Annotated in this window: 25 protein-coding genes and 1 other RNA gene; 13 read left to right on the top strand and 13 right to left on the bottom strand. The window is 68.3% G+C overall.

Annotated features, from left to right (window positions below; genetic code table 11):
* Positions 1-2: 2 nt before the first annotated feature.
* The 10 genes from SKC42_RS06685 to hisN all read right to left on the bottom strand — a co-directional run bounded on the left by SKC42_RS06685 (position 3) and on the right by hisN (position 10,787).
* The gene (locus tag SKC42_RS06685) at positions 3-623 is read right to left on the bottom strand and encodes a TetR/AcrR family transcriptional regulator (protein ID WP_330963501.1); all 621 of its coding nucleotides are present in this window, start codon (positions 621-623) and stop codon (positions 3-5) included.
* Positions 623-1,507: a hydroxymethylglutaryl-CoA lyase gene (locus SKC42_RS06680; protein ID WP_330963600.1), complete on the bottom strand. Its 885-nt coding sequence runs from the start codon at positions 1,505-1,507 to the stop codon at positions 623-625. Before SKC42_RS06680 ends, SKC42_RS06685 begins: the two co-directional genes overlap by 1 nt.
* Before the next feature lie 5 nt (positions 1,508-1,512).
* Positions 1,513-2,718, bottom strand: coding sequence for a CaiB/BaiF CoA transferase family protein (locus SKC42_RS06675; RefSeq protein ID WP_330963500.1), 1,206 nt, complete (start codon positions 2,716-2,718; stop codon positions 1,513-1,515).
* Positions 2,718-3,899, bottom strand: a complete 1,182-nt coding sequence (locus SKC42_RS06670) for an alpha/beta hydrolase family protein (protein ID WP_330963499.1) — start codon at positions 3,897-3,899, stop codon at positions 2,718-2,720. The genes SKC42_RS06675 and SKC42_RS06670 overlap by 1 nt, the downstream gene beginning before the upstream one ends.
* The gene (locus tag SKC42_RS06665) at positions 3,896-4,990 is read right to left on the bottom strand and encodes a homogentisate 1,2-dioxygenase (protein ID WP_330963498.1); all 1,095 of its coding nucleotides are present in this window, start codon (positions 4,988-4,990) and stop codon (positions 3,896-3,898) included. Before SKC42_RS06665 ends, SKC42_RS06670 begins: the two co-directional genes overlap by 4 nt.
* 217 nt (positions 4,991-5,207) lie before the next feature.
* On the bottom strand, positions 5,208-6,179 hold the full coding sequence (locus tag SKC42_RS06660) for an NADPH:quinone oxidoreductase family protein (RefSeq protein WP_330963497.1): 972 nt from the start codon (positions 6,177-6,179) through the stop codon (positions 5,208-5,210).
* Between the two features lie 22 nt (positions 6,180-6,201).
* On the bottom strand, positions 6,202-7,200 hold the full coding sequence (locus SKC42_RS06655; protein ID WP_330963496.1) for an acrylyl-CoA reductase family protein: 999 nt from the start codon (positions 7,198-7,200) through the stop codon (positions 6,202-6,204).
* Positions 7,201-7,290: 90 nt separating this feature from the next.
* Complete coding sequence (locus SKC42_RS06650) at positions 7,291-8,496, bottom strand: acyl-CoA dehydrogenase family protein (RefSeq protein ID WP_330963495.1); 1,206 nt, start codon at positions 8,494-8,496, stop codon at positions 7,291-7,293.
* 27 nt (positions 8,497-8,523) lie between these two features.
* Positions 8,524-9,927, bottom strand: coding sequence for an acyl-CoA dehydrogenase family protein (locus SKC42_RS06645; protein ID WP_330963494.1), 1,404 nt, complete (start codon positions 9,925-9,927; stop codon positions 8,524-8,526).
* 83 nt (positions 9,928-10,010) lie between these two features.
* On the bottom strand, positions 10,011-10,787 hold the full coding sequence (hisN, locus tag SKC42_RS06640) for a histidinol-phosphatase (protein WP_330963493.1): 777 nt from the start codon (positions 10,785-10,787) through the stop codon (positions 10,011-10,013).
* A 45-nt stretch (positions 10,788-10,832) separates the two neighbouring features.
* On the opposite strand from hisN, the gene SKC42_RS06635 reads away from it, so the two are divergent.
* From SKC42_RS06635 to SKC42_RS06625, 3 genes are all read left to right on the top strand, one after another.
* Complete coding sequence (locus SKC42_RS06635) at positions 10,833-11,162, top strand: hypothetical protein (protein ID WP_330963492.1); 330 nt, start codon at positions 10,833-10,835, stop codon at positions 11,160-11,162.
* A gap of 378 nt (positions 11,163-11,540) precedes the next feature.
* Positions 11,541-13,259, top strand: a complete 1,719-nt coding sequence (locus tag SKC42_RS06630) for a GAF domain-containing sensor histidine kinase (RefSeq protein WP_330963491.1) — start codon at positions 11,541-11,543, stop codon at positions 13,257-13,259.
* Between the two features lie 45 nt (positions 13,260-13,304).
* Positions 13,305-13,508, top strand: a complete 204-nt coding sequence (locus SKC42_RS06625; RefSeq protein ID WP_330963490.1) for a hypothetical protein — start codon at positions 13,305-13,307, stop codon at positions 13,506-13,508.
* A 6-nt stretch (positions 13,509-13,514) separates the two neighbouring features.
* Here SKC42_RS06625 and SKC42_RS06620 read toward each other — a convergent pair whose 3' ends face one another.
* A complete protein-coding gene (locus SKC42_RS06620) occupies positions 13,515-14,882 on the bottom strand; it encodes an FAD-dependent oxidoreductase (RefSeq protein ID WP_330963489.1) in 1,368 nt (455 codons plus the stop codon).
* A 172-nt stretch (positions 14,883-15,054) separates the two neighbouring features.
* Between SKC42_RS06620 and prfB the strand changes: the two genes are divergently transcribed.
* The 10 genes from prfB to ssrA all read left to right on the top strand — a co-directional run bounded on the left by prfB (position 15,055) and on the right by ssrA (position 23,240).
* The gene (gene prfB, locus SKC42_RS06615; RefSeq protein WP_330963488.1) at positions 15,055-16,176 is read left to right on the top strand and encodes a peptide chain release factor 2; all 1,122 of its coding nucleotides are present in this window, start codon (positions 15,055-15,057) and stop codon (positions 16,174-16,176) included.
* On the top strand, positions 16,166-17,152 hold the full coding sequence (locus tag SKC42_RS06610) for a mechanosensitive ion channel family protein (protein WP_330963487.1): 987 nt from the start codon (positions 16,166-16,168) through the stop codon (positions 17,150-17,152). The genes prfB and SKC42_RS06610 overlap by 11 nt, the downstream gene beginning before the upstream one ends.
* Positions 17,149-17,649, top strand: a complete 501-nt coding sequence (locus SKC42_RS06605) for a hypothetical protein (RefSeq protein WP_330963486.1) — start codon at positions 17,149-17,151, stop codon at positions 17,647-17,649. Before SKC42_RS06610 ends, SKC42_RS06605 begins: the two co-directional genes overlap by 4 nt.
* A 44-nt stretch (positions 17,650-17,693) precedes the next feature.
* Positions 17,694-18,383, top strand: coding sequence for a cell division ATP-binding protein FtsE (ftsE, locus tag SKC42_RS06600; protein WP_330963599.1), 690 nt, complete (start codon positions 17,694-17,696; stop codon positions 18,381-18,383).
* Positions 18,384-19,277: a permease-like cell division protein FtsX gene (ftsX, locus tag SKC42_RS06595; RefSeq protein WP_330963485.1), complete on the top strand. Its 894-nt coding sequence runs from the start codon at positions 18,384-18,386 to the stop codon at positions 19,275-19,277.
* Positions 19,278-19,279: 2 nt separating this feature from the next.
* Entirely contained in the window at positions 19,280-19,789 is a 510-nt protein-coding gene (smpB, locus tag SKC42_RS06590) for an SsrA-binding protein SmpB (protein WP_330963484.1), read from the top strand.
* Complete coding sequence (locus SKC42_RS06585; protein ID WP_330963598.1) at positions 19,786-20,631, top strand: EamA family transporter; 846 nt, start codon at positions 19,786-19,788, stop codon at positions 20,629-20,631. The genes smpB and SKC42_RS06585 overlap by 4 nt, the downstream gene beginning before the upstream one ends.
* Positions 20,632-20,685: 54 nt before the next feature.
* Entirely contained in the window at positions 20,686-21,531 is an 846-nt protein-coding gene (locus SKC42_RS06580; RefSeq protein ID WP_330963483.1) for a maleylpyruvate isomerase family mycothiol-dependent enzyme, read from the top strand.
* 223 nt (positions 21,532-21,754) lie between these two features.
* The gene (locus SKC42_RS06575) at positions 21,755-22,717 is read left to right on the top strand and encodes a ferritin-like domain-containing protein (RefSeq protein ID WP_330963482.1); all 963 of its coding nucleotides are present in this window, start codon (positions 21,755-21,757) and stop codon (positions 22,715-22,717) included.
* Positions 22,718-22,872: 155 nt separating this feature from the next.
* Positions 22,873-23,240: a transfer-messenger RNA gene (gene ssrA / locus SKC42_RS06570) on the top strand.
* Between the two features lie 283 nt (positions 23,241-23,523).
* Here ssrA and SKC42_RS06565 read toward each other — a convergent pair.
* Together SKC42_RS06565 and SKC42_RS06560 are read right to left on the bottom strand one after the other, a co-directional pair.
* Positions 23,524-24,390, bottom strand: a complete 867-nt coding sequence (locus SKC42_RS06565) for an alpha/beta fold hydrolase (RefSeq protein ID WP_330963481.1) — start codon at positions 24,388-24,390, stop codon at positions 23,524-23,526.
* A 2-nt stretch (positions 24,391-24,392) separates the two neighbouring features.
* On the bottom strand, positions 24,393-25,253 hold the full coding sequence (locus tag SKC42_RS06560; protein ID WP_330963480.1) for an alpha/beta fold hydrolase: 861 nt from the start codon (positions 25,251-25,253) through the stop codon (positions 24,393-24,395).
* Between the last annotated feature and the right edge of the window lie 6 nt (positions 25,254-25,259).

The raw sequence follows: 25,259 nt of genomic DNA, 5'->3' as shown, positions 1-25,259 counted from the left end.
CCTCAGCCGCCGTACAGCGTTTTCTTCCAGACCGTCGACAAGGTCCTGATCGCATCCTCGTCGCTGATCTCTAGCCCCAGCCCCCCGGGTCCGGACGGTCCGACGAAGACGGTGGTGAAGTTCTCGAACAGCAGCGCGATCGCCGCGGCGACGTGCCGGGGTTTGAGTTCCGCGCCGTATCCCTGTTCCTGGGCGCGGCGGACCGAGGCGGCGACGAGGTCCATGCCGAAGCGGCGGAATTCGTTCTGCACGGCGGCAAACCGCCGCTGGGTGGCTGCCAGCTGGGCGACCGCGATCATGATGCCGATGTTCTGCTTGAACATGTTCCAGTATCCGGTGACCACCGAGGTGAAGAACGCGTCGTCGTCGGCGGACTCGGGCAGGTGCAGGCTCAGCCCGGACGGTTCCACGACGTCGTGCAGGAAGGACTCCGCGAGCGCGGCGAGCAGGTCTTCCTTGTCGGTGAAGTACCGGTAGAAGACCGCCGAGGATTTTCCGGCCGCCTTCGTGATGTCGGCCAGCGTGGTGCCGTGAAATCCGCGCTCGGCGAACAGTTTCCGGGCGGCCTGCTCGATGGCCTGCCGGGTCTGGCGACCCTTGGGGGTGAGGCTCTCCGCCGGCATCAGGTCCGGATCCGGTCCCCGGCGCGCAGCATGGCGCTCGGGAGGTCGTGGCCGACGACGCGGGCGGCGACGCCGGCCGCGGCGATCGTGGCCTGCAGGTCGACGTCGACGTCGACGCCGCTGTCGCGCAGCAGGTACACCAGGTCCTCGGTGGCGATGTTGCCGGTCGCGCCGGGCGCGAAGGGGCAGCCGCCCAGGCCGCCGACGGAGGCGTCCAGCCGGGTGATTCCCGCGGCGACCGCCGCGTAGGCGCTGGCCAGGCCCGCGCCCCGGGTGTTGTGGAAGTGCGCGCCCAGCGGCATGGCACCGATCACCGGGCGCACTTGCGCGACGAGCGAAGTGACCCGGCCCGGGGTGGTCGTGCCGATCGTGTCGGCGATCGAGAACCGGTCGGCGCCGAGGTCCCTGGCGGCCACGGCGATATCGAGCACCCGATGCGGCGGCGTGGGTCCGTCGAACGGGCAGTCCCATGCGGTGGCGACGATGACCTCCACGGTCACCCCGCCGTCGTGCGCGATGGCGACGACGTCGGCAATCTGCTCGGTGGCCTCCGCGCTGGCGCGGCCGACGTTGGCGTTGCTGAAGGCGTCGCTGGCCGCCACCACGTACTCGATCGAGCGCAGTCCCGCGGCGACGGCGCGCCGGGCGCCGCCCGCGCTGGCGACTAGCGCGGAGAATTCGATGCCGGGGTAGTCGCCCAGGTGCGCGGCGAGTTCGGCGGCGTCGGCCATCGACGGCACCTTCGACGGCGAGACGAAGGCAGTGGCCTCCACCTCCCGGACACCGGTGGCGGCCAGCGCGTCGAGCAGCTCGAGCTTGGCGGACAACGGGATTGGCGCCTCGATCTGCAGGCCGTCGCGCAGCGCGACCTCGCGGATGGCCACGTGCGTCACAGTGCCCCCTCGGCTCGCAGTTCCTCGAGCTCCTCGGGGGCCTTGCCCAGCAGGCCGATGTAGACGTCGTCGTTGTGCTGCCCCGGGCGCGCCGGGCCGGCGCTGCGGACACCGCCCGGCGACTCCGACAGGACCGGCACGACACCCGGCCCCAGGATGTTCCGCTCGACCCGTTCATCGAAGTGTTCGATCAGCATGCCGCGGGCGCGCAGCTGCGGGTCGTCAACCACCTCCGCGACCGTGTTGAGGGGGCCGGCGATCACCCCCGCGGCGCTGAGAGTTTCGATGATCTCGTCGGGCCGGCGCTCCGCGGCCCAGGCACCGATGATGCGGTCGAGCTCGTCCTGATTGCGGCCGCGGGCCCCGTGCGTGGCGAAGCGGTCGTCGGTGGCGAGTTCGGGGCTGCCCATCGCCTTGCACAGCCGGGCGAACACGGTGTCCTGGTTGGCGGCGATTACCACCCACGAGCCGTCCGCGCTGCGGTAGATGTTGGACGGCGCGATGCCCTCGAGCCGGGTGCCCGACGGCCCCCGCACGACCCCGCCGGCGTCATAGTCGGGAATCGTGGACTCCTGCACGGCCAGACACGATTCGGTCAGCGCGACGTCGACCACCTGTCCGCGCCCGGTGACACCGCGCCGGTAGAGCGCGGCGAGCGCGCCCTGCGCGCCGAACATCCCCGCGAGGGTGTCCCCGAGGGACAGCGCCAACCGGGGCGGCGGCCCGCCGGGGAATCCGTTGAGGTGCCGCAGGCCGCTGACCGCCTCGGCGACCGAGGCGTACCCGGCCTTGTGCGCGTCCGGGCCGGTCTGCCCGTAACCGGAGACGCGGACGAGGATGATGCGCGGGTTGCGGTCGCTGAGCACGTCGTAGCCCAGGTCCCACTTCTCCAGGGTGCCCGGACGGAAGTTCTCCACGATGATGTCGGACTTCTCGACGAGGTCGAGGAACAGTTCGCGGCCGCGCGCCTTGCGCAGGTCGAGGGTGACGGCCCTCTTGTTGCGGGCGTGGACGGTCCAGAAGACGTGGTGGCCGTGCAGTTCGGCCTGGCCCCACGTCCGCAGCGGGTCCGGGGCGCCGGGCGGTTCGATCTTGATGACGTCGGCGCCCATGTCGCCCAGCAACCGGCCGGCGAAAGGCCCCGCGATCAGGGTGCCCAGCTCGAGCACCCGGATGCCCTGCAGCGGTCCGGTCGGCGCCATCACGGCCTCGCGAAGTCGTGGCGGGTCAGCCAGTCGGTGACGATGTCGACGGCGGCCCGCAGCTTGTCGCGCTGGTCGGGCCCCGCGTAATAGTGTGTCGCGCCTGGAATTTCGTGCATCTCCTTGTCATGAGAGTCGTCGCGCCCGATCGCCCGGAACAGCCGACGGGTGTGGCTGGGCGTGCAGGCGTCGTCGGCAAGATTACCGATCACCAGCGCCGGGATCGCGATGTCTTGCCCGCAGGCGACGCCGTCGCCGCGCGCGTCGTCGTAGCTCCATTGGGAGAGCCAGCTGCGCAGCGTGCAGAAGCGCGCCAACCCGACGGGGCCCATGTTCACCACGCGGGGATCGCCGAGGTAGCACGTCCCCGGGGTGCGTTCGTTGGGGTCGACGGTCGGATCCAGCCAGCGGGGATCGGCCATGGTGCCGTGCACGACGAATCCGAACTCTGCATCGGGACGGCCGGCCGCCATCAATTCGGCCAGCTTGTCCTTGACCCATGCGGTGATCCGGCGGTTGCGGTCGATCTGGGCCTGGCGATAGCGGCTCAGGAAGGCCTGGCTGTACGGCGGCTGGTTGGGGTTGTCGGGGTTGTAGAGGTCGAGTTCGGGGTCGCGTCTGCCCGGGTCGGATTCGTCGAGGATGGACGCGTCGAGCCATTCGGTCAGCGTGCCGTGCCGGCTCACGTGCGCGGCCAGCAGCATGATGCCGTCGGCGGGCGGCAGGTCGAGGGCGGTCAGGTCTGGGCCGTCACCCGACGGGCTGGACGTGATGGTCGCGTGCTGGGCCTGCTGCTGATATAACAGCGACAGCGAGCCGCCGCCACTCCACCCGGCCAGCACCACCTTCTCGTAGCCCAGCCGCTTCTTGGCGTCCTTGATGCACTCGCCGAGGTCCTCGACCACCTTCTCCATCAGCAGCGCCGAGTCGGTCCCGCGGAATCTGCTGTTGCAGTAGATGACATGGTGACCCGCGCGAGCCAGCGCGCCCGTCATAGGCAGGTACGCGCCGCCGCCGATCGGGTGCATGAACACCAGCACGGTGTCCGACGGCTTGTCTTTCGGCTTGAGTAGATAGCTTTCCAGCACGGTGATTTCGGCCAGCCCGCCGTACACGTCCCGAACGTCGGCACCGTTCCGGAAGGCGACGAGATAGGGGATGCGTTCGTAGTCGTGCTTCACGAGTGCTGCCCCAGGTCGTTGGCCAGCACCTCGGCCGACGGCGTCAGCCGCCGTCGGGTGTCGATGGCGATCACCTGCCAGTCGACGCGAGAATGCTCGTCGAACTTACGGCGCGCACGGTCCCGCGCCTTCTCGGGTGCCCCGTGGTGAACGCCCTGGGGCGCGTGCGAGACCAGGCCGGATGGCATCGGGATCCCGTAGAGGGACCCACCGTGGAAGAAGGCGATCTCGTCGTAGTCGACGTTGCGGTGGTACCAGGGGGTGCGCTCGGTGCCCGGCACGCTCTCGGCCGGTTTGGGCAAAAAGTTCATCACGTAGACGCCGGTGGCCTGCATGAACAGGTGGACGGTCGGCGGCAGGTGGACGCTGTCGGAGGTGACGACGTTGTAGTCGGCGATGTTGAAGGTGAACGGGAAGTTGTCCCCGCGCCAGCCTTCCACGTCGAGCGGATTATGTTGGTAGTAGAGCGTTGTGGGGCCCGCCTCGTGGACGAGCCGCACCTCGTACTCGTCACGGCCGTCATCCTCGATTGGCGCCGGGTCGGGGATGGTGGCCTGCGACGGGTCGAACGGGAAGTGGCGCCCGAGCGGCCCGGGCGGGGGGACGCGAAGCTCGTCGCGGGTCTGGACCATCAGCAGCGTGGTCTCGCCTTCGGGCGCCTGGCGCCAGGTGCACGCCTTCGGCAGGTAGAGCCAGTCGCCCTCGCGGTATCGCAGCGGCCCGAATTCGGTTTCGAGCAGCCCGGTGCCGCGGTGGACGAAACACAGCATGTCCCCGTCGATGTGCCGGGTGTAGAACGGCATCGGTTCGTGGCGGCGGCTCAGCATGATCCGGCAATCCGCGTTGCTGAACATCAGCAGCGGACCGCCGGCGGCGTCGGTGGCGTCGCCCGGTTTGAGCTCGCTGGAGAGCACGTCGAGGGGTCGCAGCGGGCCGACCGCCCGGTAGGCAGTGGGGTCGTGGCGCCGGTACATGTTGGCGGTGCGGCCGGCGAAACCTCCGCGCCCCAGCTCGTCGTCCTTGAGACCGTCGAGGTCGGCGTGCAGCCGCCGCGGAGTGCGGCCCTTGCGCAGGTGGACAAAGGATTCCATGGAAGCCCCCAGGCTCGATGCGGTCACGGTCCCTGCCAAAAACCAAAAGTGACGTTACTTTTCTTTCTGAGGTGGCACAAGGGTCCGGAACGTTGTTCTCGGCTGGGCGGCGCGTTCGCGAGACATAACTCAGCGCGACGCGCCCCGGCGTGTCTTCGCCGACGTTTACGTGTCGTGGGGCGGGTGCTGGGCCGCGACAGGTGCGGGGGCCGGGTCGTCAGTCGCGGATGCGCAGGACGACTTTCCCCTTGGCGGTTCGGTTTTCGAGGGAGGCGACGGCCGCGGCGGCTTCATCCAGCGGGTAGACCACCGGTTCCGGCGGGGGCAGTTGCCCCGAGCTGAGCAATTGCTCGAGGCCGGCCCACTGCTCGGCCAGCGCGCCGGGGTGCGTCGCGGCCCATGCGCCCCAGCCGACGCCGACCACGTCGATGTTGTTGAGCAGCAACCGGTTCACCTTGACAGTGGGAATCTCGCCGCCGGTGAAGCCGATGACCAGCAGGCGCCCCCCCGGGGCAAGCGACCGCAGCGAGTCGGTGAATCGGTCGCCGCCAACCGGGTCGACGACGATGTCGACGCCGCGGCCGTCGGTGAGTTCCAGCACCGTGTCCTTGAACCCGTCGGCCAGCACCACGTCGGTGGCGCCGGCCGACGTCGCCATCTCGCCCTTTTCCCGCGAGCTCACCACCGCGATGACGCGGCTGGCGCCCAGCACCGACGCCAGCCGCAGGGTGGAGGTCCCGATCCCGCCGGCCGCCCCGTGCACCAGCACCGTCTCGCCCCGCCGCAGCCGGCCGCGTACGGTCAGCGCGAAATACATGGTCAGGTCGTTGAACAGCAGGCCGGCGCCCGCCTCGAAGCTCACGTTGTCGGGCAGCTTGAACGCGCGGTCGGGCGTGAGCACCGCGACCTCGGCCATGCCGCCCGTGAGCATGGTCAGGCCCACGACGCGGTCTCCGGCACGCACGTGCGCGCCGTCGGGGGCCGAGCGCACCACGCCCGCGATCTCCGCCCCGAGCACGAACGGCGGATCCGGCCGGTATTGGTAGAGGCCGCGGGTGAGCAGGGCGTCCGGGAACGCGACGCCCGCGGCGTGGACGTCGACGACGATGCCGTCGCCGGCGGGCTCGTCCACCTCCGACACCTCGATAGCATCCGGACCATCCAGCCGACTCACCCGTGCCGCGCGCATGACCGGACAGCCTACTGCCGGTTCAGAACCCGCCGGCGACCCGCACCACGGCGCGGCCGGTGAAGGCGCCGTCGCGCAGCTGATCGAGCACGCCGACCACGTCCTTGACGTCGACCTCGCTGGTCAGCGCCGCCAGGTGCCGCGGCCGCAACGAATCCCCGAGCAGCGCCCACAACTTGCGCCGCTTGCCGATCGGCAGCTGCACGGAGTCCATGCCCAGGAGCGCGATGCCGCGCAGGATGAAGGGCAGCACCGTGGTGTGCAGCGCGGGGCCGCCGGTGAGGCCGCTGCAGGCCACCGCGCCGCCATAGTCGACGGAGCTCAGGACGTCGGCCAGCGTCGCGCCGCCCACGCAGTCCACCGCCGCCGCCCACCGCGCCTTGGCCAGCGGCCGCGGCTTGGCGTCGGGGTCGGCGGGCAACCGGCCGATGACCTCCGCCGCGCCGAGCTCTTTCATCAGTTCCGCCGCCCCCGCCTTGCCGGTCGAGGCCACCACCCGATAGCCGGCGGCCGACAGCAGGTCCACGCTGACCGACCCGACGCCGCCCGAGGCGCCCGTTACGACGACCGACCCGGCACCGGGTTCGACGCCCCAGTCGATCAGGGCCTGCACGCTCATGGCCGCGGTGAAGCCGGCGGTCCCGATGGCGGCGCCGTCGCGCGGGCTCAGCGGGCCGAGCGACACGACCTGGTCGGCGGGCAGCCGGGCGTATTCGGCGTAGCCGCCGTGATGGCCGGTGCCGATCTGGTAGCCGTGGGCCAGCACCAGGTCGCCGGCCGCGAACTCGTCGGACTCGGACTCGACGACCTCGCCCGCCAGGTCGATACCCGGCACGACGGGGTAGTCGCGCACGACGCCGCCGTTCGGCGTCAGCGCCAGTGCGTCCTTGAAGTTGACACTCGAATAGTGCACCCGGATCGTCACGTCACCGGGCGGGAGATCGGAGTGGCTCAGGGTCTCGACCGCGGCGGTTATCCGGTCGCCGCCTTGCCGGGCGACGAGCGCTTGAAAGGTGTCCATCCCTCGACGCTAGCCTGAGGGCTCCCCCTCACCGCGAGCAGACGCAAAAGCCCGCGACACGCCGGTGCGATTTGCGTCTGCTCGCCGTCGCTACTTGAGCTCGGCCGACGACAGGCCGAGCAACCGCCGGGCCACCACCAGTTGCTGAATCTGCTGGGTGCCCTCGAAGATGTCCAGGATCTTGGAGTCGCGCGCCCACTTCTCCAGCAGCGACTGCTCGGAATACCCGGCGGTTCCGGCCAATTCGACGGTCTTGAGCGTCACGTCGCTGGCCATCCGGCCCGCCTTGGCCTTGCTCATCGACGCCTCTTTGGAGTTGGGGATCTTGTTGTCGGCCTGCCAGGCCGCGCGCAGCGCCAGCAGGTAGGCGGATTCCCAGTCGGCCTCCATCCGCAAGAACTCGGCCGCCGCGGCGCTCTGCACGTGCGACGGCTTGTCGTAGGAGATTTCCACCCCGGCCTCGGTGAGGATCTTGCGGATCTCCTCGAGCGCGGCGCGGCCCACCCCGATCGCCATGGCTGCGACGATGGGCCGGGTGTTGTCGAAGGTTTCCATCACCCCCGAAAAGCCTTTGCCCTCCTCGATTTCGGGGTTTCCGAGCAGGTTCTCTTTGGGAATGCGGACGTTGTCGAACCGGATCGCGGCCGTGTCGGAGCCCTTGATTCCGAGCTTGCGTTCGAGCCGCTCGACGGTGACGCCGGGATGCTCGCGCGGGACGATGAACGACTTGATCGCCGCCCGCCCCTTCGACTTGTCCAGCGTGGCCCACACCACGATGTGGGTGGCGCGGGATCCCGCGGTGACATAGATCTTCTCGCCGTTGATCACGTACTCGTCGCCGTCCAGCCTGGCGGTGGTGGACACCGCCGCCGAGTCGGACCCGAATCCCGGCTCGGTGATCGCCATCGCCGCCCATACCTTGCCGAGCCGCTCGAGCTGCTCGTCGGTGGCGACGGCGGAGATGGCCGCGTTGCCCAAGCCCTGGTAGGGGACGGACAGCATCATCGCGACGTCCCCCCAACTGGCCTCGAGGGTCTGCAGCAGGGCGGCCATGTTGGCGCCGTTGTGGTTCTTGCCCCGGTCCTCGTCCTCGTCGCGCAGCGCGTCGGCTCCGGCGAATTCGATTGACTCCGAGGCTCCCTCGAACAGGTTGATCAGGGTGTCCAGCTCAACCGGGTAGGCGTGTTCGGCGAGGTCGTACTTCCGCGCGATCGGCCGCATCAGCTCGGCGGCGCCCTGATGGGTCTTGGTCATTACCGCCTGCAACTTGCGGGGCAGTTCCAGATTGATTGGCATGATTGATCTTTCGCTCGCGTTGGCTACTCAGACGATGACGACGCCCTCGGCAACACCGATGGCGCGCAGGTCGCGGTACCACCGTTCGACGGGGTGCTCCTTGGTGAAACCGTGCCCGCCGAGCAGCTGTACACCGTCGAGCCCGATCTGCATGCCCTTGTCGGCGCCGAGGCGCTTGGCCAGCGCGGCCTCCCGGGTGAAGGGCAGTCCCTGCTCGGCGCGGGAGGCGCCGCGCCAGGTGATCAGGCGCAGGCCGTCCAGCTCGATCGCGATGTTGGCGCACATGAAGGCCACGGCCTGCCGGCGGGCGATCGGCTCGCCGAACGCCTCCCGCTCCTTGACGTAGGGGACGACGTAGTCGAGAACCGCGTGTGACGTGCCGACCGCGAGGGCCGCCCAGCCCAGCCGGGACAGCGCGATGGCCTCGGAGTAGTCGGCATCGCAGGCTTCGTCCTCGCCGAGCCGCGCGCTCAGCGGCACCGACACCCCGGACAGCTCGACCTGGCCCAGGGCCGCCGCGCGGATGCCCATGCTCGGATCCGCTTTGACCGTAAGGCCTTTCGTCGACGACTCGACGATGAACAGCGTCGGCTTGCCGTTGAGCTGGGCACCGATGATAAACAGCTCCGCATCGGCCGCCGCGGGCACCAGTGACTTCACGCCGTCGAGGCGGTAGCCGCTGGGGGTGCGGACGGCGGTCGTCTTGAGGCGGGTGGGGTCGAAGAGGGGCTGCGGTTCGGCGATCGCGACGCACGCCTGCGGGACGTTATCGCCGGCGAACTCGTGCAGATAGGTGGCCTGCTGGTCGGCGCTGCCCCAGTGGGTAAGGGCTGACGCCACCCCGCCGGGCGCCAGGATCGGCAGCGCCAGGCCCATGTCGCCGTAGGCGAGCGCCTCGGCCACCAACACGTTGGTGACGGTTGAGCGGTGCGCGGCGATGCCGTCGAAGTCCTCGGGGATGTTGATCGCGGTGATGCCCAGTTCGGCCGCCTTGGCGATCAGATCGGGCGGATACGTCGCCGCCTGGTCGGCGTCGGGCGCGGCCGGCCGCAGCACCTCGGCGGAGAACTCGTCGAGGGTCTCGATGATCATCTTCTGGTCGTCGTCGGGCGTCAGGTCGAAATAGTCCTTGCCGCTGGACTTCAGCCGGGTCGGCCCACCGCGCAGGTTCTGGATGCGCTTGAACTGCCGGGACGTGGTGGCGGCGGTGGAGAAGATCGTCTTCGTTCCGTAGCGCAGGCCCCGGTTCAGCGGGTCGCGCAGGTGGTAGCGGTCCAGGAACTCCTGCCCGACGAGCGGGGTGAGTAGCGCGATCGCGATGTCGATGCCGGTCCTTTTGTGCGGCTCGAGTCCGACGCCGTTCGGGCGGCTGTGGCGCTTGGCCCGGGGGCGGGAGGATTTCTTGTTCGAACCGGAAAGAGTTTCGGTCATGTCTGCAGCCTCTGTCGTTGGGGCAATGCGGATAAGCCTATCTTACTCCGGAGTAAGATAGGTAGGACCGAGTGTTAACTAATTCACAGGAGGCGCGCAAGCACCCCTTCTTGCAGCAGGCCGTTGGTCGCCACGGCGTCTCCCCGGTGTGGCCCCGCGGTCCCGTCCAGGCCGGTCATCGTCCCGCCAGCTTCGCGCACCAAGATGTCGAGCGCCGCCAGGTCCCACACCGAAACCTCCGGCTCGGCGGCGATGTCGACGGCGCCCTCGGCGACGAGGCAATACGACAGGAAGTCGCCGAAGGCCCGGACCCGCCAGACCGAATCGGTCAGTTCGATGAAGCGGTCCCGCAGCCCGCGCTGGGCCCACCCGGACAGGCTGGAGAACGACAGGCTCGCCGAACCCAGCTCGTCCACCGAGGACACCGACAGGCGGCGCGGCGCGGCGCCCCCGATCGCGACGAACGCACCCCGGCCGCGCGCGGCCCACCAACGCCGCTGCAGTGCCGGCGCGCTCACGACGCCCACCGACGGGACACCGTCCTCGAGCAGGGCGATCAGGGTCGCCCACACCGGCACGCCGCGCACGAAGTTCTTGGTGCCGTCGATCGGGTCGATGACCCACTGCCGTCCCGAGAAGGTGGCGGTGCCCCCGAACTCCTCCCCGACGACGCCGTCGTCCGGTCGTTCCCGGGCGAGCGCCTCGCGCAGGTCCGCTTCGACCGCGCGGTCGGCATCGGTCACCGGCGTCAGGTCGGGCTTGGTTTCGACGCGCAGGTCGAGCGCGCCGAACCGGGCGGCCGTCACCTCGTCGGCGCGGTCGGCCAGCGTCAGCGCGAGCGTCAGATCGTCTTTGCTCATGTGAGCAGTCCTACCACGCCGTCGCGCACGCCCTACCATGGCCGAATGTGGGAATTCGGTGTGCTCATCCTGCTCGTCGCCGTGTTGGGCGTGGCCCTCGCGCAGCGGTTTCTGCCGCGCGGGCCGCGCGGTGAGCTCGCCAGCGGCACGCTGCTCGTGACCGGGGTGAGCCCGCGACCCGACGCGACCGGCGAGCAGTTCGTCACGATCGCCGGGGTCATCAACGGACCGACGGTCAACGAGCACGAGGTTTATGCGCGCCTCGCCGTCAACGTCGACCAGTGGCCGACCATGGGCGCGTTGCTGCCGGTGGTGTACTCGCCGAAGAATCCGGACAACTGGAGCCTCGCGCCGGCCCAGCCGCCGGCCGCCTAGCCGAGGGTGCGGTCGCCGAAATGGCGGCGCGGTGGCCGGCCCCGCAATTCGCCAGGGCAGAACGCGGGTCGACACCCTACCGCGGTGCCTGGATCGTTCGATGCATAGGGACCAATGGCACCCAGGTGTTGACCAATGTCTCTTCGGTCGCCGGGGCCGCGCTCCATAACGTTTGGGTTTGCCCACCGCCCGACACAGGAGGCCGCGATGCTGCAGTCAGCCCCCGTGGGTGTCGACGGATTCGAGATGGCCGTCGGTGCCGTGCCCGCGCCCTCGCGGAAACCGTAGGGCCTTGCCCGCCGCCGGGGCCGTTGGGCCCGATAACGTCACGACCGCAACGTCGTCCACGCGTGTGCCGAGCCCGCGGACGGCGTCGCGATGACCGCTCGGGCAGAGGCGGGCGGGGGTCCGGACCCGAGCGTGGGACCGTTGCGCCATACCTTGTCCCAGCTGCGGTTGCGCGAGTTGCTGGCCGAGGTGCAGGACCGGGTCGAGCTCATCGTCGAGGGCCGCGACCGCCTCGACGGGCTGGTGGAGGCGATGCTGGTCGTCGCCTCGGGCCTGGAACTCGACGCCACCCTGCGCTCGATCGTGCACTCCGCGACCGATCTGGTGGACGCCCGCTACGGCGCTCTCGAGGTCCACGACGAAGAAGGTCGCGTGGTGCAGTTCGTCCACGAGGGCATCGACGAGGAAACCGTGCGCCGCATTGGGCACGTGCCCACGGGTCGGGGAATCATCGGGTTGTTGATTCACCATCCGAAACCGCTTCGGCTCGAAGACCTCTCGCAGCACCCCGAGGCGGTGGGCTTTCCGCCGCACCACCCACCGATGCGCAGCTTCCTCGGCGTGCCGGTCCGGGTGAGCGACGAGTCGTTCGGCACGCTCTATCTGGCGGACAAGACGAACGGGAAGCCGTTCAGCGAAGACGATCAGCTGCTGGTCCAGGCGCTCGCCTCCGCGGCGGGCATCGCCGTCGCCAATTCCCGGCTCTACGAGCAGGCCACGTCCCGTCAGTCGTGGATCGAGGCCACCCGCGACATCGCGACCGAATTGCTGTCCGGCACGGAACCGGCGCAGGTGTTCCGGCTCGTCGCCGAGGAGACGGTCAAGCTGACCGGGGCCGACGGCGCCCTGGTGGCCGTTCCGATCGGAGAGGATCTGGCGGCCGACGTGTCCGAGCTGATGGTGATCCAGAGCGTCGGCAGCGCCGCGGAGACGGCCGTCGGGCAGACCATTGCGGTGGCGGGCACTTCCCTCGGTGACGTCATCACCCGGAGCAGTCCCCACCGGGTCGACGGGCTCGCCGTGGACGGGGTGGAGGTGGGCTCCGCGCTGGCCCTGCCGTTACGGGCCAATGGCGCGGTCGCCGGGGTCGTCGTGGTCCTGCACCACAACGGGGCGGCGTCGTTCACCGACGACCATTTCGAGATGATGACCGCGTTCGCCGACCAAGCGGCGCTGGCTCTGCAATTGGCCATCTCCCAGCGTCGGAGCCGGCAACTCGACGTCGTCACCGAGCGGGACCGCATCGCCCGCGAACTCCACGACCACGTCATCCAGCGGCTGTTCGCGGTCGGATTGGCGTTGCAGGGCGCGGTGTCCCGGGCGCAAGACCCGGAGGTGCGCCGCCGACTCTCCGTCGCCGTGGACGACCTGCAGGGCGTCATCCAGGACATCCAGACCACCATCTTCGACCTGCACGCGTCGCCGCAGGGCACGCTGCGGCTCCGGCGGCGGATCGACGAGGCGATCGCCGAGCTGGTGGGCACGGCGCTGCGCACCACGGTTCAGTACGTCGGGCCGCTCTCGGTGGTCGACGACGCCCTGGCCGGCGCGGCCGAGGCGGTGGTCCGCCAGGCGCTCAGCAACGCGGTGCGCCATGCCGGCGCCACCACGGTCTCGGTGCGGGTCATCGTCGCCGACGACCTGCGCATCGAGGTGAGCGACGACGGCCGTCCGCTGCCCGACCCAGACGCCGACGGCGGGCTGGCCGATCTGCGGCGCCGGGTGGCAGAGGTCGGCGGGGCGTTGACCATCGAGAGCGCGCCCGGCGCCGCAGACACCCTGGTTCGGTGGTCGGCGCCCCTGCAGTGACCGCCGGGCCTTTTGCCGGCACGCCGGAGCTGGCATCCTTAGGCCGTGCCACGCAAAGACATCGACCGCGTCCGGGCGACGGCCGCCCTAGACGTGATCAGGCAACACCCCGTCCTCGTGCTCTTCGCGGCGTCGCCGGCACTGGCGCTGGTCGGCGCGATCTGGTGGGTCGCGGGCGCGGGCTGGGCCATCCTGTCGGCCCTCGCGTTCCTGCTGGTCGGCGCGGGGCTGATCGTGATGAGGCGCTGACGCCGGTCAGCCGTGGCCGACGCGCAGCAGGTCGGTCAGGTTGGGCAGCTTGACGCGGGGTCGCCCGTGCGGTTCGCCCGCGGCCCGCTCGTGGCGGTCGATGACCTCCCAGTGCGCGGCGGTGACCAGCTTCGGCTGACGCGACGCCAGCCAGGCGGCCAGTTCGTCGCGGTGGTCGGGCGGGAAGGCCGCCAACTCGCCCTCGTCGGCGCGGGCGAGGTCGGCGAGCAAGGTGTCGACGGTGTCCTGCGAGTCCTTCTTATTGGTGCCGATCACGCCGGTGGGGCCGCGCTTGATCCACCCGACCACGTATTCGTTGCGACGGCCGTCGACCCGGCCGTCGGTGTTGGGGATCGTCGCCGTCTTCTCGTCGAACGGCAGGCCCGGCGTCGGCACGCCGCGGTAACCGACCGAGCGGACGACCAGCTGGACGGGCAGCTCCTCGCGCTCGCCGGTGTCCTTGGCCGACACCCACCCGCTGGCATCGGTGACCAGCTCGTTGCGGCCCAGCACGATGCGCTCGACCTTGCCATCTCCCGTGATCTCGATGGGGGAGGTCAGGAACCGCAGGACGATGCGGCGGTGGCCGGGGCGCGGGGCGCGGCCCGCGTACTCCCGCATCACCTTGATGTTCTGCTTGGTCGTCTTGCCGGCGGCGGCCGCGTCCTCGTCGGTGATGCCCTCGAGCTGGGCCGGGTCGACGATCACGTCGACCCCTTCGAGCTCCCCGAGTTCGCGCAGCTCCAGCGTGGTGAATGCCGTCTGCAGGGGTCCGCGGCGGCCGAGGACCACCACCTCGTCGACACCGCAGGGCCGCAGCGATTCCAGCGCGTGGTCGGCGATGTCGGTGAGCTTCAACGCGTCGGGATCGGTGACCAGGATGCGCGCGACATCCAACGCCACGTTGCCGTTGCCCACCACGACCGCCCGGGCGCCCGACAGATCGGGTGTCGACTGCTCGAAGTTGGGATGCGCGTTATACCAGCCCACGAAGTCGACGGCGGACATGCTGCCGGGCAGGTCCTCGCCGGGGATGTTCAGCGCCCGGTCGGATTGCGCGCCGACCGCGTAGACGACGGCGTCGTAGCGCTCGGCCAGCTCGCTGGGCTGCACGTGCTCGCCGACCTCCACGTTGCCGAAGAAACGGAAGCGCGGGTCTTCGGCCGTCTTCTCGAACTGCTTGCTGATCGACTTGATCTTGGGGTGGTCGGGCGCCACGCCGGATCGCACCAGGCCCCACGGCGTGGGCAGCATCTCGAGCATGTCGACGGCGACGTCGACGTCCTCGGTGGAGTCGGCCGCCTTGAGCAGCGAGGCCGCGGCGAAGAAACCCGACGGGCCGGCGCCGACGATAGCTACGTGGTATGGGCGCATACTCCACCTTCTATCCGTGCCCGGTTCGCGCGCAGGGGGGCTGTCAACTGGTCGGCGCGTGGGGCGGGGTGGCACATGATCGTGTCTCGATGCTAAACGCATGACCGCTGGTCGTGGCCCGAGCACTCGCCGGGAGCCGAGGTCCTTCGGGGCCCCGGTAACGTTGTCCGCTGTGGAACCCGACCGTCAAGCCGATATCGCCGCCCTCGACTCCACCCTCACGACGGTGGAGCGCGTGCTCGACGTGGACGGTTTGCGCGGTCGCATCGAGAAGCTGGAGCACGAGGCATCGGACCCGCAGCTGTGGGACGACCAGGCCCGCGCCCAACGGGTCACCAGCGAGTTGTCCCACGCGCAGGGGGAGCTGCGCCGGATCCAGGAGCTGCGGCAGCGCCTCGACGACCTGCCGGTGCTGTACGAGTTGGCGGCCGAGGAGGGCGACGGCGCCCCTAGCGCCGTAGCCGCGTTCGCCGAGGCCGACGCGGAGCTGAAGGCGCTGCGTGCCGACATCGAGGCCACCGAGGTGCGCACCCTGCTCTCGGGCGAGTACGACGAACGCGAGGCGCTGGTCACGATCCGCTCCGGCGCCGGTGGGGTGGACGCCGCCGACTGGGCCGAGATGCTGATGCGGATGTACATCCGGTGGGCCGAGCAACACAAATATCCCGTCGAGGTGTTCGACACCTCCTACGCGGAGGAGGCCGGCATCAAGAGTGCGACCTTCGCCGTGCACGCCCCGTTCGCCTACGGCACCCTGTCCGTCGAGCAGGGCACCCACCGGCTGGTGCGGATCAGCCCGTTTGACAACCAGAGCCGTCGCCAGACGTCGTTCGCCGAAGTCGAGGTGCTGCCGGTGGTGGACACCACCGATCACATCGACATCCCCGAAGGTGATGTGCGCGTTGACGTTTATCGTTCGAGCGGCCCCGGCGGCCAGTCGGTGAACACTACCGACTCCGCGGTTCGTTTAACCCACATCCCAACGGGTATCGTCGTGACTTGCCAGAACGAGAAGTCGCAATTGCAGAACAAGGTCTCGGCGATGCGGGTGCTCCAGGCAAAGCTGTTGGAGCGCAAGCGATTAGAAGAACGCGCTGAGCTCGACGCGTTGAAGGGTGAGGGCGGCAGTTCGTGGGGCAACCAGATGCGCTCCTACGTGTTGCACCCCTATCAGATGGTCAAGGACCTGCGCACCGAGTACGAGGTGGGCAATCCGGCGGCCGTATTGGACGGAGACATCGACGGCTTCCTGGAAGCGGGAATCCGATGGCGCAACCGAAAAGATGACGACTAACACAGTTCTTTCCTGGGTGACCGCGCTGGGCTGGCACGACTTCTGGCGCGGCGCCATGGGTCAATGGATCATCACCCGTGGTCTCCGGGTGGTCATGCTGTTGATCGCGGCGGTGCTGGCGGTCCGCTTCGTCACCTGGGTGGCGGAGCAGGTGACCCGTCAGCTCGACGTCGGCTTCGCCGAGAGCGACGCCCTGGTCCGATCGGAAGCGACGAAGCACCGCCAGGCGGTGGCGTCGGTGATCCAGTGGGTCTCCATTGTCATCATCGCGATCTGGGTCGTCTTGCAGGTCGCCGACGTGCTGCAGTTCTCGGTGGGCGGCCTGGTGGCCCCGGCCACGGTGGTGGGCGCCGCGCTGGGTTTTGGCGCGCAGCAGCTCGTGCGTGACCTGCTCTCGGGGTTCTTCATCATCGTCGAGAAGCAGTACGGTTTCGGCGATCTGGTCGAGCTCACCATCTCGGGGTCGACAACCGACGCGCGCGGCACCGTCGAGAACGTGACGCTGCGGGTGACCAGACTGCGTTCGTCGAACGGCGAGGTGTTCACGGTGCCCAACGGCCAGATCGTGAAGGTGAACAACCTCTCCAAGGACTGGGCGCGTGCGGTGGTGGACATTCCGGTCTCCACCGCCACCGACCTGAACCGGGTCAACGAGGTCTTGCACCAGGAGTGCGAGCATGCGATGGACAACCCGGTGCTGGGCGAGTTGCTGTTGGACGCGCCCACCCTGATGGGGGTGGAGAGCATCGAGGTCGACACCGTCACGTTGCGCATGGTGGCCCGCACGCTGCCCGGCAAGCAGTTCGAGGCCGGCAGGCAACTGCGGGTCCTGGTCATCCGGGCGCTGGCCCGTGCCGGCATTGTGACGGCGGCGGACGCAAGAGTGGGCCTGGTCGAGGATCCCGCCGTCCCGGCCGCTCAAGCCGCTGAAGAGCAGGCCGGCGACGAGCCTACGGCGGCGGTGCAACGCCGGTGAAGTTGACGCTGAGCATCCTTGAGAAGCGCAGCGACGATTCGAAGCGACGCTGGAGCCATCTCTTCGGCGGCCGAATGCGGACCTCGACGGTGATCCTGATCATCGCGTTCATCGCGACGTGGTGGACCTACGACACATACCGTCCCGAGCCCGCGCCCAAGCCCCCGCCACAGCAGGTGGTGCCCCCGGGCTTCGTGCCGGACCCCAACTACACGTGGGTGCCGCGCAGCCAGGTGCGCCAACCGCCGGTCACCGTCACCTACACGCCCACGCCGACGAGCACGGTGCCTCCGACGACCACCGTCCCCATCACCACGACGACCACCACACCGCCGCCGCCCTTCGGGTTGCCGACGCCGCCGTGCCTGCTGCCGCCGCCGTTCTGTCCGCCCAGCCCAAGCCCGACGACACCCACGGCGTCGCCCTCGACTTCGCCGCAGCAGTTGCCGCAGCCGGGGCCCGGTCCGGTGCCGAGTTCGCCGCCGCCAGCCAGTTGACTTTGGCTTGCCAGCGAAATTCACCGCTACACTGGCGTGCCGTGATGATCACCCTGGACCATGTCAGCAAGAAGTACAAAGCGTCGGCGCGTCCCGCCCTGGACGACGTCAACGTCAAGATCGACAAGGGTGAATTCGTCTTCCTCATCGGCCCGTCGGGCTCGGGCAAGTCCACGTTCATGCGGCTGTTGCTCGGCGAGGAATCGCCGAACACCGGCGATGTGCGGGTCTCGAAGTTCCACGTCAACAAGCTTCCCGGGCGGCACGTCCCCAAGCTGCGCCAGGTGATCGGCTGCGTGTTCCAGGACTTCCGCCTGCTGCAGCAGAAGACGGTGTACGAGAACGTCGCCTTTGCGCTGGAGGTCATCGGTAAGCGCGCCGACGCGATCAACCGTGTGGTGCCCGACGTGCTCGAGACCGTCGGCCTGTCGGGCAAAGCCAACCGGTTGCCGCACGAGCTGTCCGGCGGCGAGCAGCAGCGGGTCGCGATCGCACGCGCGTTCGTCAACCGACCCCTGGTGCTGCTGGCCGACGAGCCGACTGGCAACCTCGACCCGGACACCAGTAAGGACATCATGGATTTGTTGGAGCGGATCAACCGCACCGGTACGACGGTGGTGATGGCCACCCACGACCACCACATCGTCGACTCGATGCGGCAGCGGGTCTTGGAACTGTCCCTGGGCAGGCTGGTTCGGGACGAGCAGCGCGGTGTCTACGGGATGGACCGCTAAGTGCGTTTTGGCTTCCTACTGAACGAAGTCCTCACCGGGCTTCGCCGCAATATCACCATGACGGTCGCGATGATCCTGACCACCGCGATCTCCATCGGCCTGTTCGGCGGCGGCCTGCTCGTTGTCCGGTTGGCCGAACACTCGCGGGCGATCTATCTCGACCGCGTGGAGACGCAGGTGTTCTTGACCGACGACGTATCGGCCAACGACCCGACGTGCGGCAGCAATCCGTGCAAGGCGCTGCGGGAGAAGATCGATGGCCGCCAGGACGTCAAATCGGTGCGATTCCTCAACCGGCAGGACGCGTACGACGACGCGATCCGGAAGTTTCCGCAGTACAAGGACGTCGCCGGAAAGGATTCCTTCCCAGCGTCATTCATCGTCAAGCTGGATAACCCCGAGCAGCACAAGGAATTTGACACGGCGATGCAGGGTCAGCCCGGGGTGCTTTCGGTGCTCAACCAGAAAGACCTGATCGACCGGCTGTTCGCGGTGCTGGACGGCCTGAGCAACGCGGCGTTCGCCGTCGCGTTGGTGCAGGCCATCGGGGCAATCTTGCTGATTGCCAACATGGTCCAGGTCGCGGCGTACACGCGGCGCACGGAGATCGGGATCATGCGGCTGGTGGGCGCGAGCCGCTGGTACACCCAGCTGCCCTTCCTGGTGGAGGCCATGGTCGCCGCGGCCCTCGGCGTGGCGATCGCCGTCGTCGGCCTGGTGCTGGTCCGGGCGTTGTTACTGGAGAACGCGCTGAACCAGTTCTACCAAGCCAATTTGATCGCGCGCGTCGACTACGCCGACATCCTTTACATCTCGCCGATCCTCTTCCTACTCGGCGTGTCGATGGCGGGATTGACCGCTTACGCCACGCTGCGCCTCTACATTCGGCGGTAGCTGTGGCCAACAACCCAGGGCGGGGCAAAGCGGCGGGCGGCAAGCGTGGCAGCAAACAAATCATCGCCACCAATCGCAAAGCGCGGCACGATTATTCGATCGAAGAGGTCTACGAGGCCGGAGTGGCTTTGCAGGGTACCGAAGTGAAGTCCCTGCGCGAGGGCCACGCCTCGCTGGCCGACGCTTTCGCAACCGTGGACGACGGTGAAGTGTGGTTGCGCAACTTGTACATACCCGAGTACCAGCACGGTAGCTGGACCAATCATGAGCCACGCCGCAACCGAAAGTTGTTGTTACATAGGCAACAAATCGACAGACTGGTCGGGAAGATACGTGATGGTAACGTCGCGCTCGTGCCTATGTCTCTGTATTTCACCGAAGGAAAGGTCAAGGTCGAGCTCGCGCTTGGACGCGGTAAGCGGGCTTACGACAAGCGCCAGGACATGGCCCGCCGAGATGCCAACCGCGAAGTGGTCCGGGAGATGGGCCGCCGAGCCAAGGGCATGAACTGATCGGGGCGGCGTACGCCGAGCTGTCCGCCGTCACCTATGGGGTGAGCGATTTCGTGGGCGGCGTGGCCGCCCGACGGGTCGCCGCGCTGCGGGTGATGCTGGTCGTCTACCCGCTCGAGACGGTGCTGCTCGGCGCGCTGGCCATCGCGGTCGGCGGACCCATCCAATCGGGCGCGTTCTTGTGGGGCGGCCTGTACGGCGTCGGCATGGCGATCGGCATGTGGGCGTTCTTCGCGGCGCTGGGCTCCGGCCCGATCTCGGTGGTCTCGCCGTTGGCGGCCGTGCTGAATGCCGCGGTGCCGGTGGCGGTCGGGATGGCGCTGGGGGAGCGGCCCGGGCCCGGGGCCCTGGTGGGTGTCGTGCTGGCGCTGATCGCGGTGATGCTCGTCAGCCGCGAAGCCACGGACGCCGCGCAGACCCCGTACCGGTTCACGCCGAAGGTGGCGTGGCTCACCGTGCTGGCGGGAGCGGCGATGGGGCTGAACCTGGTGTTCCTGCACCAGGCGCCGCACGCGTCCAAGCTCTGGCCACTGGTGTTCGCCCGGCTGTCCGCGACGGTGGTGGTGCTCGCCATGGGTGCGTTCAGCAACAACCTGCGGCTGCCCCGCGGGAACCCGCTGAAGCTCGCCCTCGGCGTCGCCCTGCTCGACATCTGCGCCAACGTCACCATGCTGGTGGCGCTGCACACGTGGCTGCTCTCGCTGGCCAGCATCCTGATCTCGTTATACCCGGCGGCGACCGTGGTGCTGGCGATGGTGGTGCTCCGCGAGCGGGTGAGCCGCTGCCAGGGCGTCGGGATGGTGATGGCCATGGGTTCGGTGGCCATGATCGCGGCGAGCTGAAGGCGCGGCCGGGTAGGCCTATTTATCGGCAGGTGAGCGGCCTACTATCCGTCCATGGCCGATCGCCCCATCACCAAGCTCGACAAATCCGACGTGCTCGCCGGGCTTTTCGAGGTTTGGGACGACCTCGGCGCGCTCCTGGACGGGATCACCGAAGAGCAGTGGCGGGCGCCGAGCCCGCTGCCGGGCTGGGACGTCAAGGCCCTGACCTCGCACATGATCGGGACGGAGTCCTTCCTGTCCGGGGTTTCGGCGCCCCAGCCGGATGTGGACGTCTCCGCCCTCGGCCATGTGCGCAACGACATCGGCGTGATGAACGAGTGCTGGGTTCGCCACCTCGCCGGGGAACCCGGTGACAGCGTGCTCGAGCGGTTCCGCGCGGTGACCGACGAGCGGCGCGCGGCGCTGACCAAGTTGACCGACGAGGAGTGGAACGCCCCGACCGTCACCCCAGTGGGCCCGGAGAGCTACGGGCGGTTCATGCGGGTGCGGGTGTTCGACTGTTGGATGCACGAGCAGGACATCCGCGAGGCGTTGGGGCGGCCCTCGGCCGACGACGAACTCGGCGGTCCGGCCGGCCGGCTCTCGCTCGACGAGATCGTCTCCACCATCGGGTACGTCGTCGGCAAGCGCGGCAAGGCGCCCGAGAGTTCGCGCATTCAGTTCGAGCTGACCGGCCCTCTGGCGCGCACCATCCGTGTCGCGGTCGACGGCAGGGCCCAGGTCGTGGACGATTTCGGCGGTCGCGAGCCGACCGCGTCGATCCGGCTCGACGGGTTGCAGTTCACCCGGCTGTCCGGGGGGCGGCCCATGTGCCCCGCCCGTTCCCGCGACGTCGACCTCGGTGGCGACCAAGAGGTGGCGTCCCGCATCGTCGAACACCTGAATTTCGTCATCTAACGCGCCGAGATCGACGCTGCCGCGAAGAAGTGTGAGTGCGCGGCGCGCTGACGTCGATCTGGATGTGGAGGAATCGGGACTCTAGCTACCCCCGAGAGTTCGCAAGTGCGAGCTGCGTCACATACCCGATCGAGGGGATTGGCCCGGCCGACCAGATGGGTAGCCAACTGTTACGGGCGCATTCGCGCCGAAACAGCCATAAAGCCCAGGAGGTCGATTTTTCATGACTGCACCGGACACGACCCGTTTGCTCGCGCAACTGCGCACACTGCTCGACCTGACCAACACCGAGATCCAGATCGCGGAAACCCGCATCATCCAGGCGCGCACCGACGCGGTGCGGCGTGAGCTCACCCAAAACGCCGCCAACGGGCGCAAGCGCGCGGAGGCCATCGAGGGCGCCATCCGCAAGCTCGGCGGTTACCCCGACGTCATCGGCCCATTCCTCGGCCGCGCCGCCGCCGCCGTCAAGGCTCTGACCGAGCAGGCCGAGCCGTTCGACGAGGCGCTGCTGGGCGACCTTGCGCTCGAGGACCAGCTGCTCGACCGGGCCCGTTACACCAAGGCACTGGCCGTCGCCGCCAAGCGGCAGGACATCGAGAACCTGGCCGACCGCCTGATCACCGCGCACAACGCGACCGTCGACTGGCTCACCACCGTGCTGGCCGAGGACGCCCTCGGGGGTCCGGCCGCGCTGCGCCGCACCCCGCTGCAGATGGCCGCGGGCACCGCCGTGAAGCTGGTCAACCTGCCCGTCGCATGGTCGGCGCGCGGAGTCGATCGGACCGTGGACGCGCTGCGTTCCGCCGGACCGGCGTTCAACGACCTGGTCAAGCGTGGCGGCAGCGCCGGCGAGATCGCGGCGAAGGCGTTGTCCGCCTCGCAGAGCGCGGCGCTGAAGGCCGCCGAGCGCGTCACCCGCTCGGAGGGCGCCGACGAGGCGGCCGACGCACTGCACTCTGGTCGCGCCGCAGCCGGCGTGCTGGACGCCAAGGAGCTGCCGATCCGCAAGTACGACGACCTGAACATCAACGACGCGGTGGCCGCGATCAAGGAGTTGACCAAGGCCGACGACGTCCGGACGATCATCGCTTACGAAGAGGCGCACAAGAACCGCCAGCGCATCGTGTCGGCAGCGCAGACCCGCGTCGCCGCCATCGCGCAGGAGGTGGTGGGCATCAGCTAAGCGCAACACCCTGACCGAGTGCCCCCTGGTCGCCGGTCCGGGGGCACTCGGCGGCGGCTCGGCGGGGAACAAATCTCCGCGGCCGACCGTTGACGGCGGCGTACTATTGATTGTCCTGCCGAAAATCGGCAGGGATGCTCGAAGAACACAGACAAGGGGCTGAACGGTTTCGACTTCGCGCATCGAATCAAGGGAAGCGTGCCGGTGCAGGCAAGAGACCACCGTAAGCGTCGTTGCAACCATATAAGCGCCGATTCACATCAGCGCGACTACGCTCTCGCTGCCTAAGCGACAGCTAGTCTGTCAGACCGGGACCGCCCTCGGCCCGGACCCTGGCATCAGCTAGAGGGATCAACCGATGAGTTCGGTCGCGGGACTCATCGGGACACCAACAGCGACTGGGATCGTCATCCTGGCTGGTTCGCGTGACCAGGAGATCCGAGTAGAGGCATAGCGGACTGCGCACGGAGAAGTCTTGAGGGAATGCCGTAGGACCCGGGTTCGATTCCCGGCAGCTCCACTAAAACCGCAGGTCAGAAGCTATTTCTGGTCTCAACTGCACGCACATCAACACTGGTGCGATAACTGCGGTCACTACGCCAGTGCGCCGACTTATGGCGCCGTGGCCGCCGCGAAGGGTTGGGTCCTGGCGGGGCCTGGGCCAGTCTCGGACTGAGAGACGCTACCTACACCGCTAGCGCACATACTTGTGCCGGAAGGCCACGTCTGCGCGGCCGCATAGACACCGAATTTGTCGGGCCACGAGCGCATTGCCCTTGCCGGCCGCGGCACGCATCGACGTCCGGTCAGCTGCTCAGAAATTGGGTTGCAGCAGAGGCAAATTCGCGGTGGTACTGGAAGATCGCCCCGTGGCCAGAGTTGGGGTAAATCGTCAAATGCGAGCCAGTGATCCGTCGGTGCATGTCTTCGGAGAGTGTGGTGGGAACCATGCGGTCATGATCACCGTTGGCGATGAGCGTCGGCTGGGTGATCGTCGACAGATCGGCGGGTGCAGAGCGTCCCCATCGTTTGATCGCTTTGAGTTGGGTTCGAAAGGCCTTGACCGTGATCGGCGCGTCGCGATCCTCGGTGCGTTGGTTAAGGCGCTCGATGAACGCGCGTGCAGCGTGCTTGCCAACGTCGTCGCGGTTGAAGAACAAGAACTCTTTGGGGTCCTTTCGGGTGAGGGTGGCACGCAACGTGTCGTAATAGGTGATTCCCGCGACCTGGTCGATGCCCGCTCCGCCTGCGGGTCCGGTTCCGGTGAGAATCAGCTTGCGGACGAGTTCGGGATGTTTGAGCACCAGCGCCTGGGCGATCATTCCACCGAGGGAGAAGGAGAGGATGTCGACGGTGTCGAAGCCGAGTGCGGTAATGAAGGTGTAGGTGTCATCGGCCATCGGCTCGACGGCGCCGGGGACGGTTCCGGTGGAGGCTCCCACGCCGCGGTTGTCGAAGGCGACGACGTGGTGTTGCTGTGCGATCGGATCGATGAGGGCGGGATCCCAGTTGTCCAGGGTGGCCGCGAGATGGCCGAGGAGGATGACGGGGATTCCGCCCTGCGGTCCGAGTTCGCGGTAGGCGTAGGTAACACCACCGGCGTTGACGGTGCGCGACGGTGCGTTCTTGTATGACGCGATGGCGCGGTTGTGCTGAGTGGGATTAACGTTCATGACTATTCTCCGATTGTGTTTGATGCGGTTATGTTTGCGAGGAATTGCAGTGCGTCGGGCACGAATGTTCGGTGGTGCTGGAAGATTCCGCCGTGTCCGGAGTCGGGGTAGATCTTCAGTTGCGCGTTGGGAAGTCGACGTGCCATGTCGGCTGAGTGTGCGTTGTCGACCATGAGGTCGTGGTCCCCGTTTGCCACCAAAACGGGCTGGGTGATGACCGAGAGGTCGTCGGGTGGGCTTTGTCCGGCGTGCCGAATGGCTTTGAGCTGAGCGATGCGGGCCTGCATCGAGATTTTCTTGCCGCGGGTGTGGGTGCGTTCCTCGAGGCGGTGGAGGTACCCGGCGGCGGCGTGCTTGCCCTCGGGGGTGCGTGGGAAGAACAGGAAGTTCCTGGGATCGCTGCGAGTGAGCGCCGCTTTGAGGTAGGCGCCGCCGACGATCGTGGCCATCTTGTCAATGCCGCCGCCGCCGCGGGGGCCGGTGCCGGCCAGGATCATGCAGCGGACGAGTTCAGGTGCTTGCAGCGCAACCATCTGGGCGACGCCGCCGCCGAGAGAAAAGCCGAACAGGTCGACTTGTTCGAGGCCCAGCGCGCGGATGAAGGTGATGGCATCGGTGCCCATCTGTTCGACGGTTGATGGCACCGACCCGCCGGTCGCGCCAACACCGCGGTTATCGAAGGCGATCACGCGGTGGTGCGCAGCGATGCCGTCGATGATGCGCGGGTCCCAGTCGTCGAGGACCGCAGTGAAGTGGTGCAGGAAAATTACGGGAATGCCTGAGCCGCTGCCGAGTTCGCGGTAGGCGAAGGTCACGTCGTCGACGTCGATCGTGTGATTCGGAGCGTCTTTCCAGGTGGTCATGTCGCG

The sequence above is a fragment of the Mycobacterium sp. 050134 genome, from assembly GCF_036409085.1.
Taxonomy (GTDB): Bacteria; Actinomycetota; Actinomycetes; order Mycobacteriales; family Mycobacteriaceae; genus Mycobacterium.
This window is presented reverse-complemented; position numbering and strand designations above follow the sequence as displayed.

Bases quoted from the DNA above. Each gene is read 5' to 3' on its own strand.
- hisN (WP_330963493.1), bottom strand. From the start codon at position 10,787: ATGAGCAAAGACGATCTGACGCTCGCGCTGACGCTGGCCGACCGCGCC.
- SKC42_RS06635 (WP_330963492.1), top strand. From the start codon at position 10,833: ATGTGGGAATTCGGTGTGCTCATCCTGCTCGTCGCCGTGTTGGGCGTG.
- SKC42_RS06575 (WP_330963482.1), top strand. From the start codon at position 21,755: ATGACTGCACCGGACACGACCCGTTTGCTCGCGCAACTGCGCACACTG.
- SKC42_RS06650 (WP_330963495.1), bottom strand. From the start codon at position 8,496: ATGCCAATCAATCTGGAACTGCCCCGCAAGTTGCAGGCGGTAATGACC.
- SKC42_RS06610 (WP_330963487.1), top strand. From the start codon at position 16,166: ATGACGACTAACACAGTTCTTTCCTGGGTGACCGCGCTGGGCTGGCAC.
- SKC42_RS06665 (WP_330963498.1), bottom strand. From the start codon at position 4,990: ATGGAATCCTTTGTCCACCTGCGCAAGGGCCGCACTCCGCGGCGGCTG.
- SKC42_RS06645 (WP_330963494.1), bottom strand. From the start codon at position 9,927: ATGACCGAAACTCTTTCCGGTTCGAACAAGAAATCCTCCCGCCCCCGG.
- SKC42_RS06655 (WP_330963496.1), bottom strand. From the start codon at position 7,200: ATGGACACCTTTCAAGCGCTCGTCGCCCGGCAAGGCGGCGACCGGATA.
- SKC42_RS06660 (WP_330963497.1), bottom strand. From the start codon at position 6,179: ATGCGCGCGGCACGGGTGAGTCGGCTGGATGGTCCGGATGCTATCGAG.
- SKC42_RS06630 (WP_330963491.1), top strand. From the start codon at position 11,541: ATGACCGCTCGGGCAGAGGCGGGCGGGGGTCCGGACCCGAGCGTGGGA.
- SKC42_RS06620 (WP_330963489.1), bottom strand. From the start codon at position 14,882: ATGCGCCCATACCACGTAGCTATCGTCGGCGCCGGCCCGTCGGGTTTC.
- SKC42_RS06580 (WP_330963483.1), top strand. From the start codon at position 20,686: ATGGCCGATCGCCCCATCACCAAGCTCGACAAATCCGACGTGCTCGCC.
- SKC42_RS06565 (WP_330963481.1), bottom strand. From the start codon at position 24,390: ATGAACGTTAATCCCACTCAGCACAACCGCGCCATCGCGTCATACAAG.
- SKC42_RS06675 (WP_330963500.1), bottom strand. From the start codon at position 2,718: ATGGCGCCGACCGGACCGCTGCAGGGCATCCGGGTGCTCGAGCTGGGC.
- SKC42_RS06560 (WP_330963480.1), bottom strand. From the start codon at position 25,253: ATGACCACCTGGAAAGACGCTCCGAATCACACGATCGACGTCGACGAC.
- SKC42_RS06685 (WP_330963501.1), bottom strand. From the start codon at position 623: ATGCCGGCGGAGAGCCTCACCCCCAAGGGTCGCCAGACCCGGCAGGCC.
- ftsE (WP_330963599.1), top strand. From the start codon at position 17,694: ATGATCACCCTGGACCATGTCAGCAAGAAGTACAAAGCGTCGGCGCGT.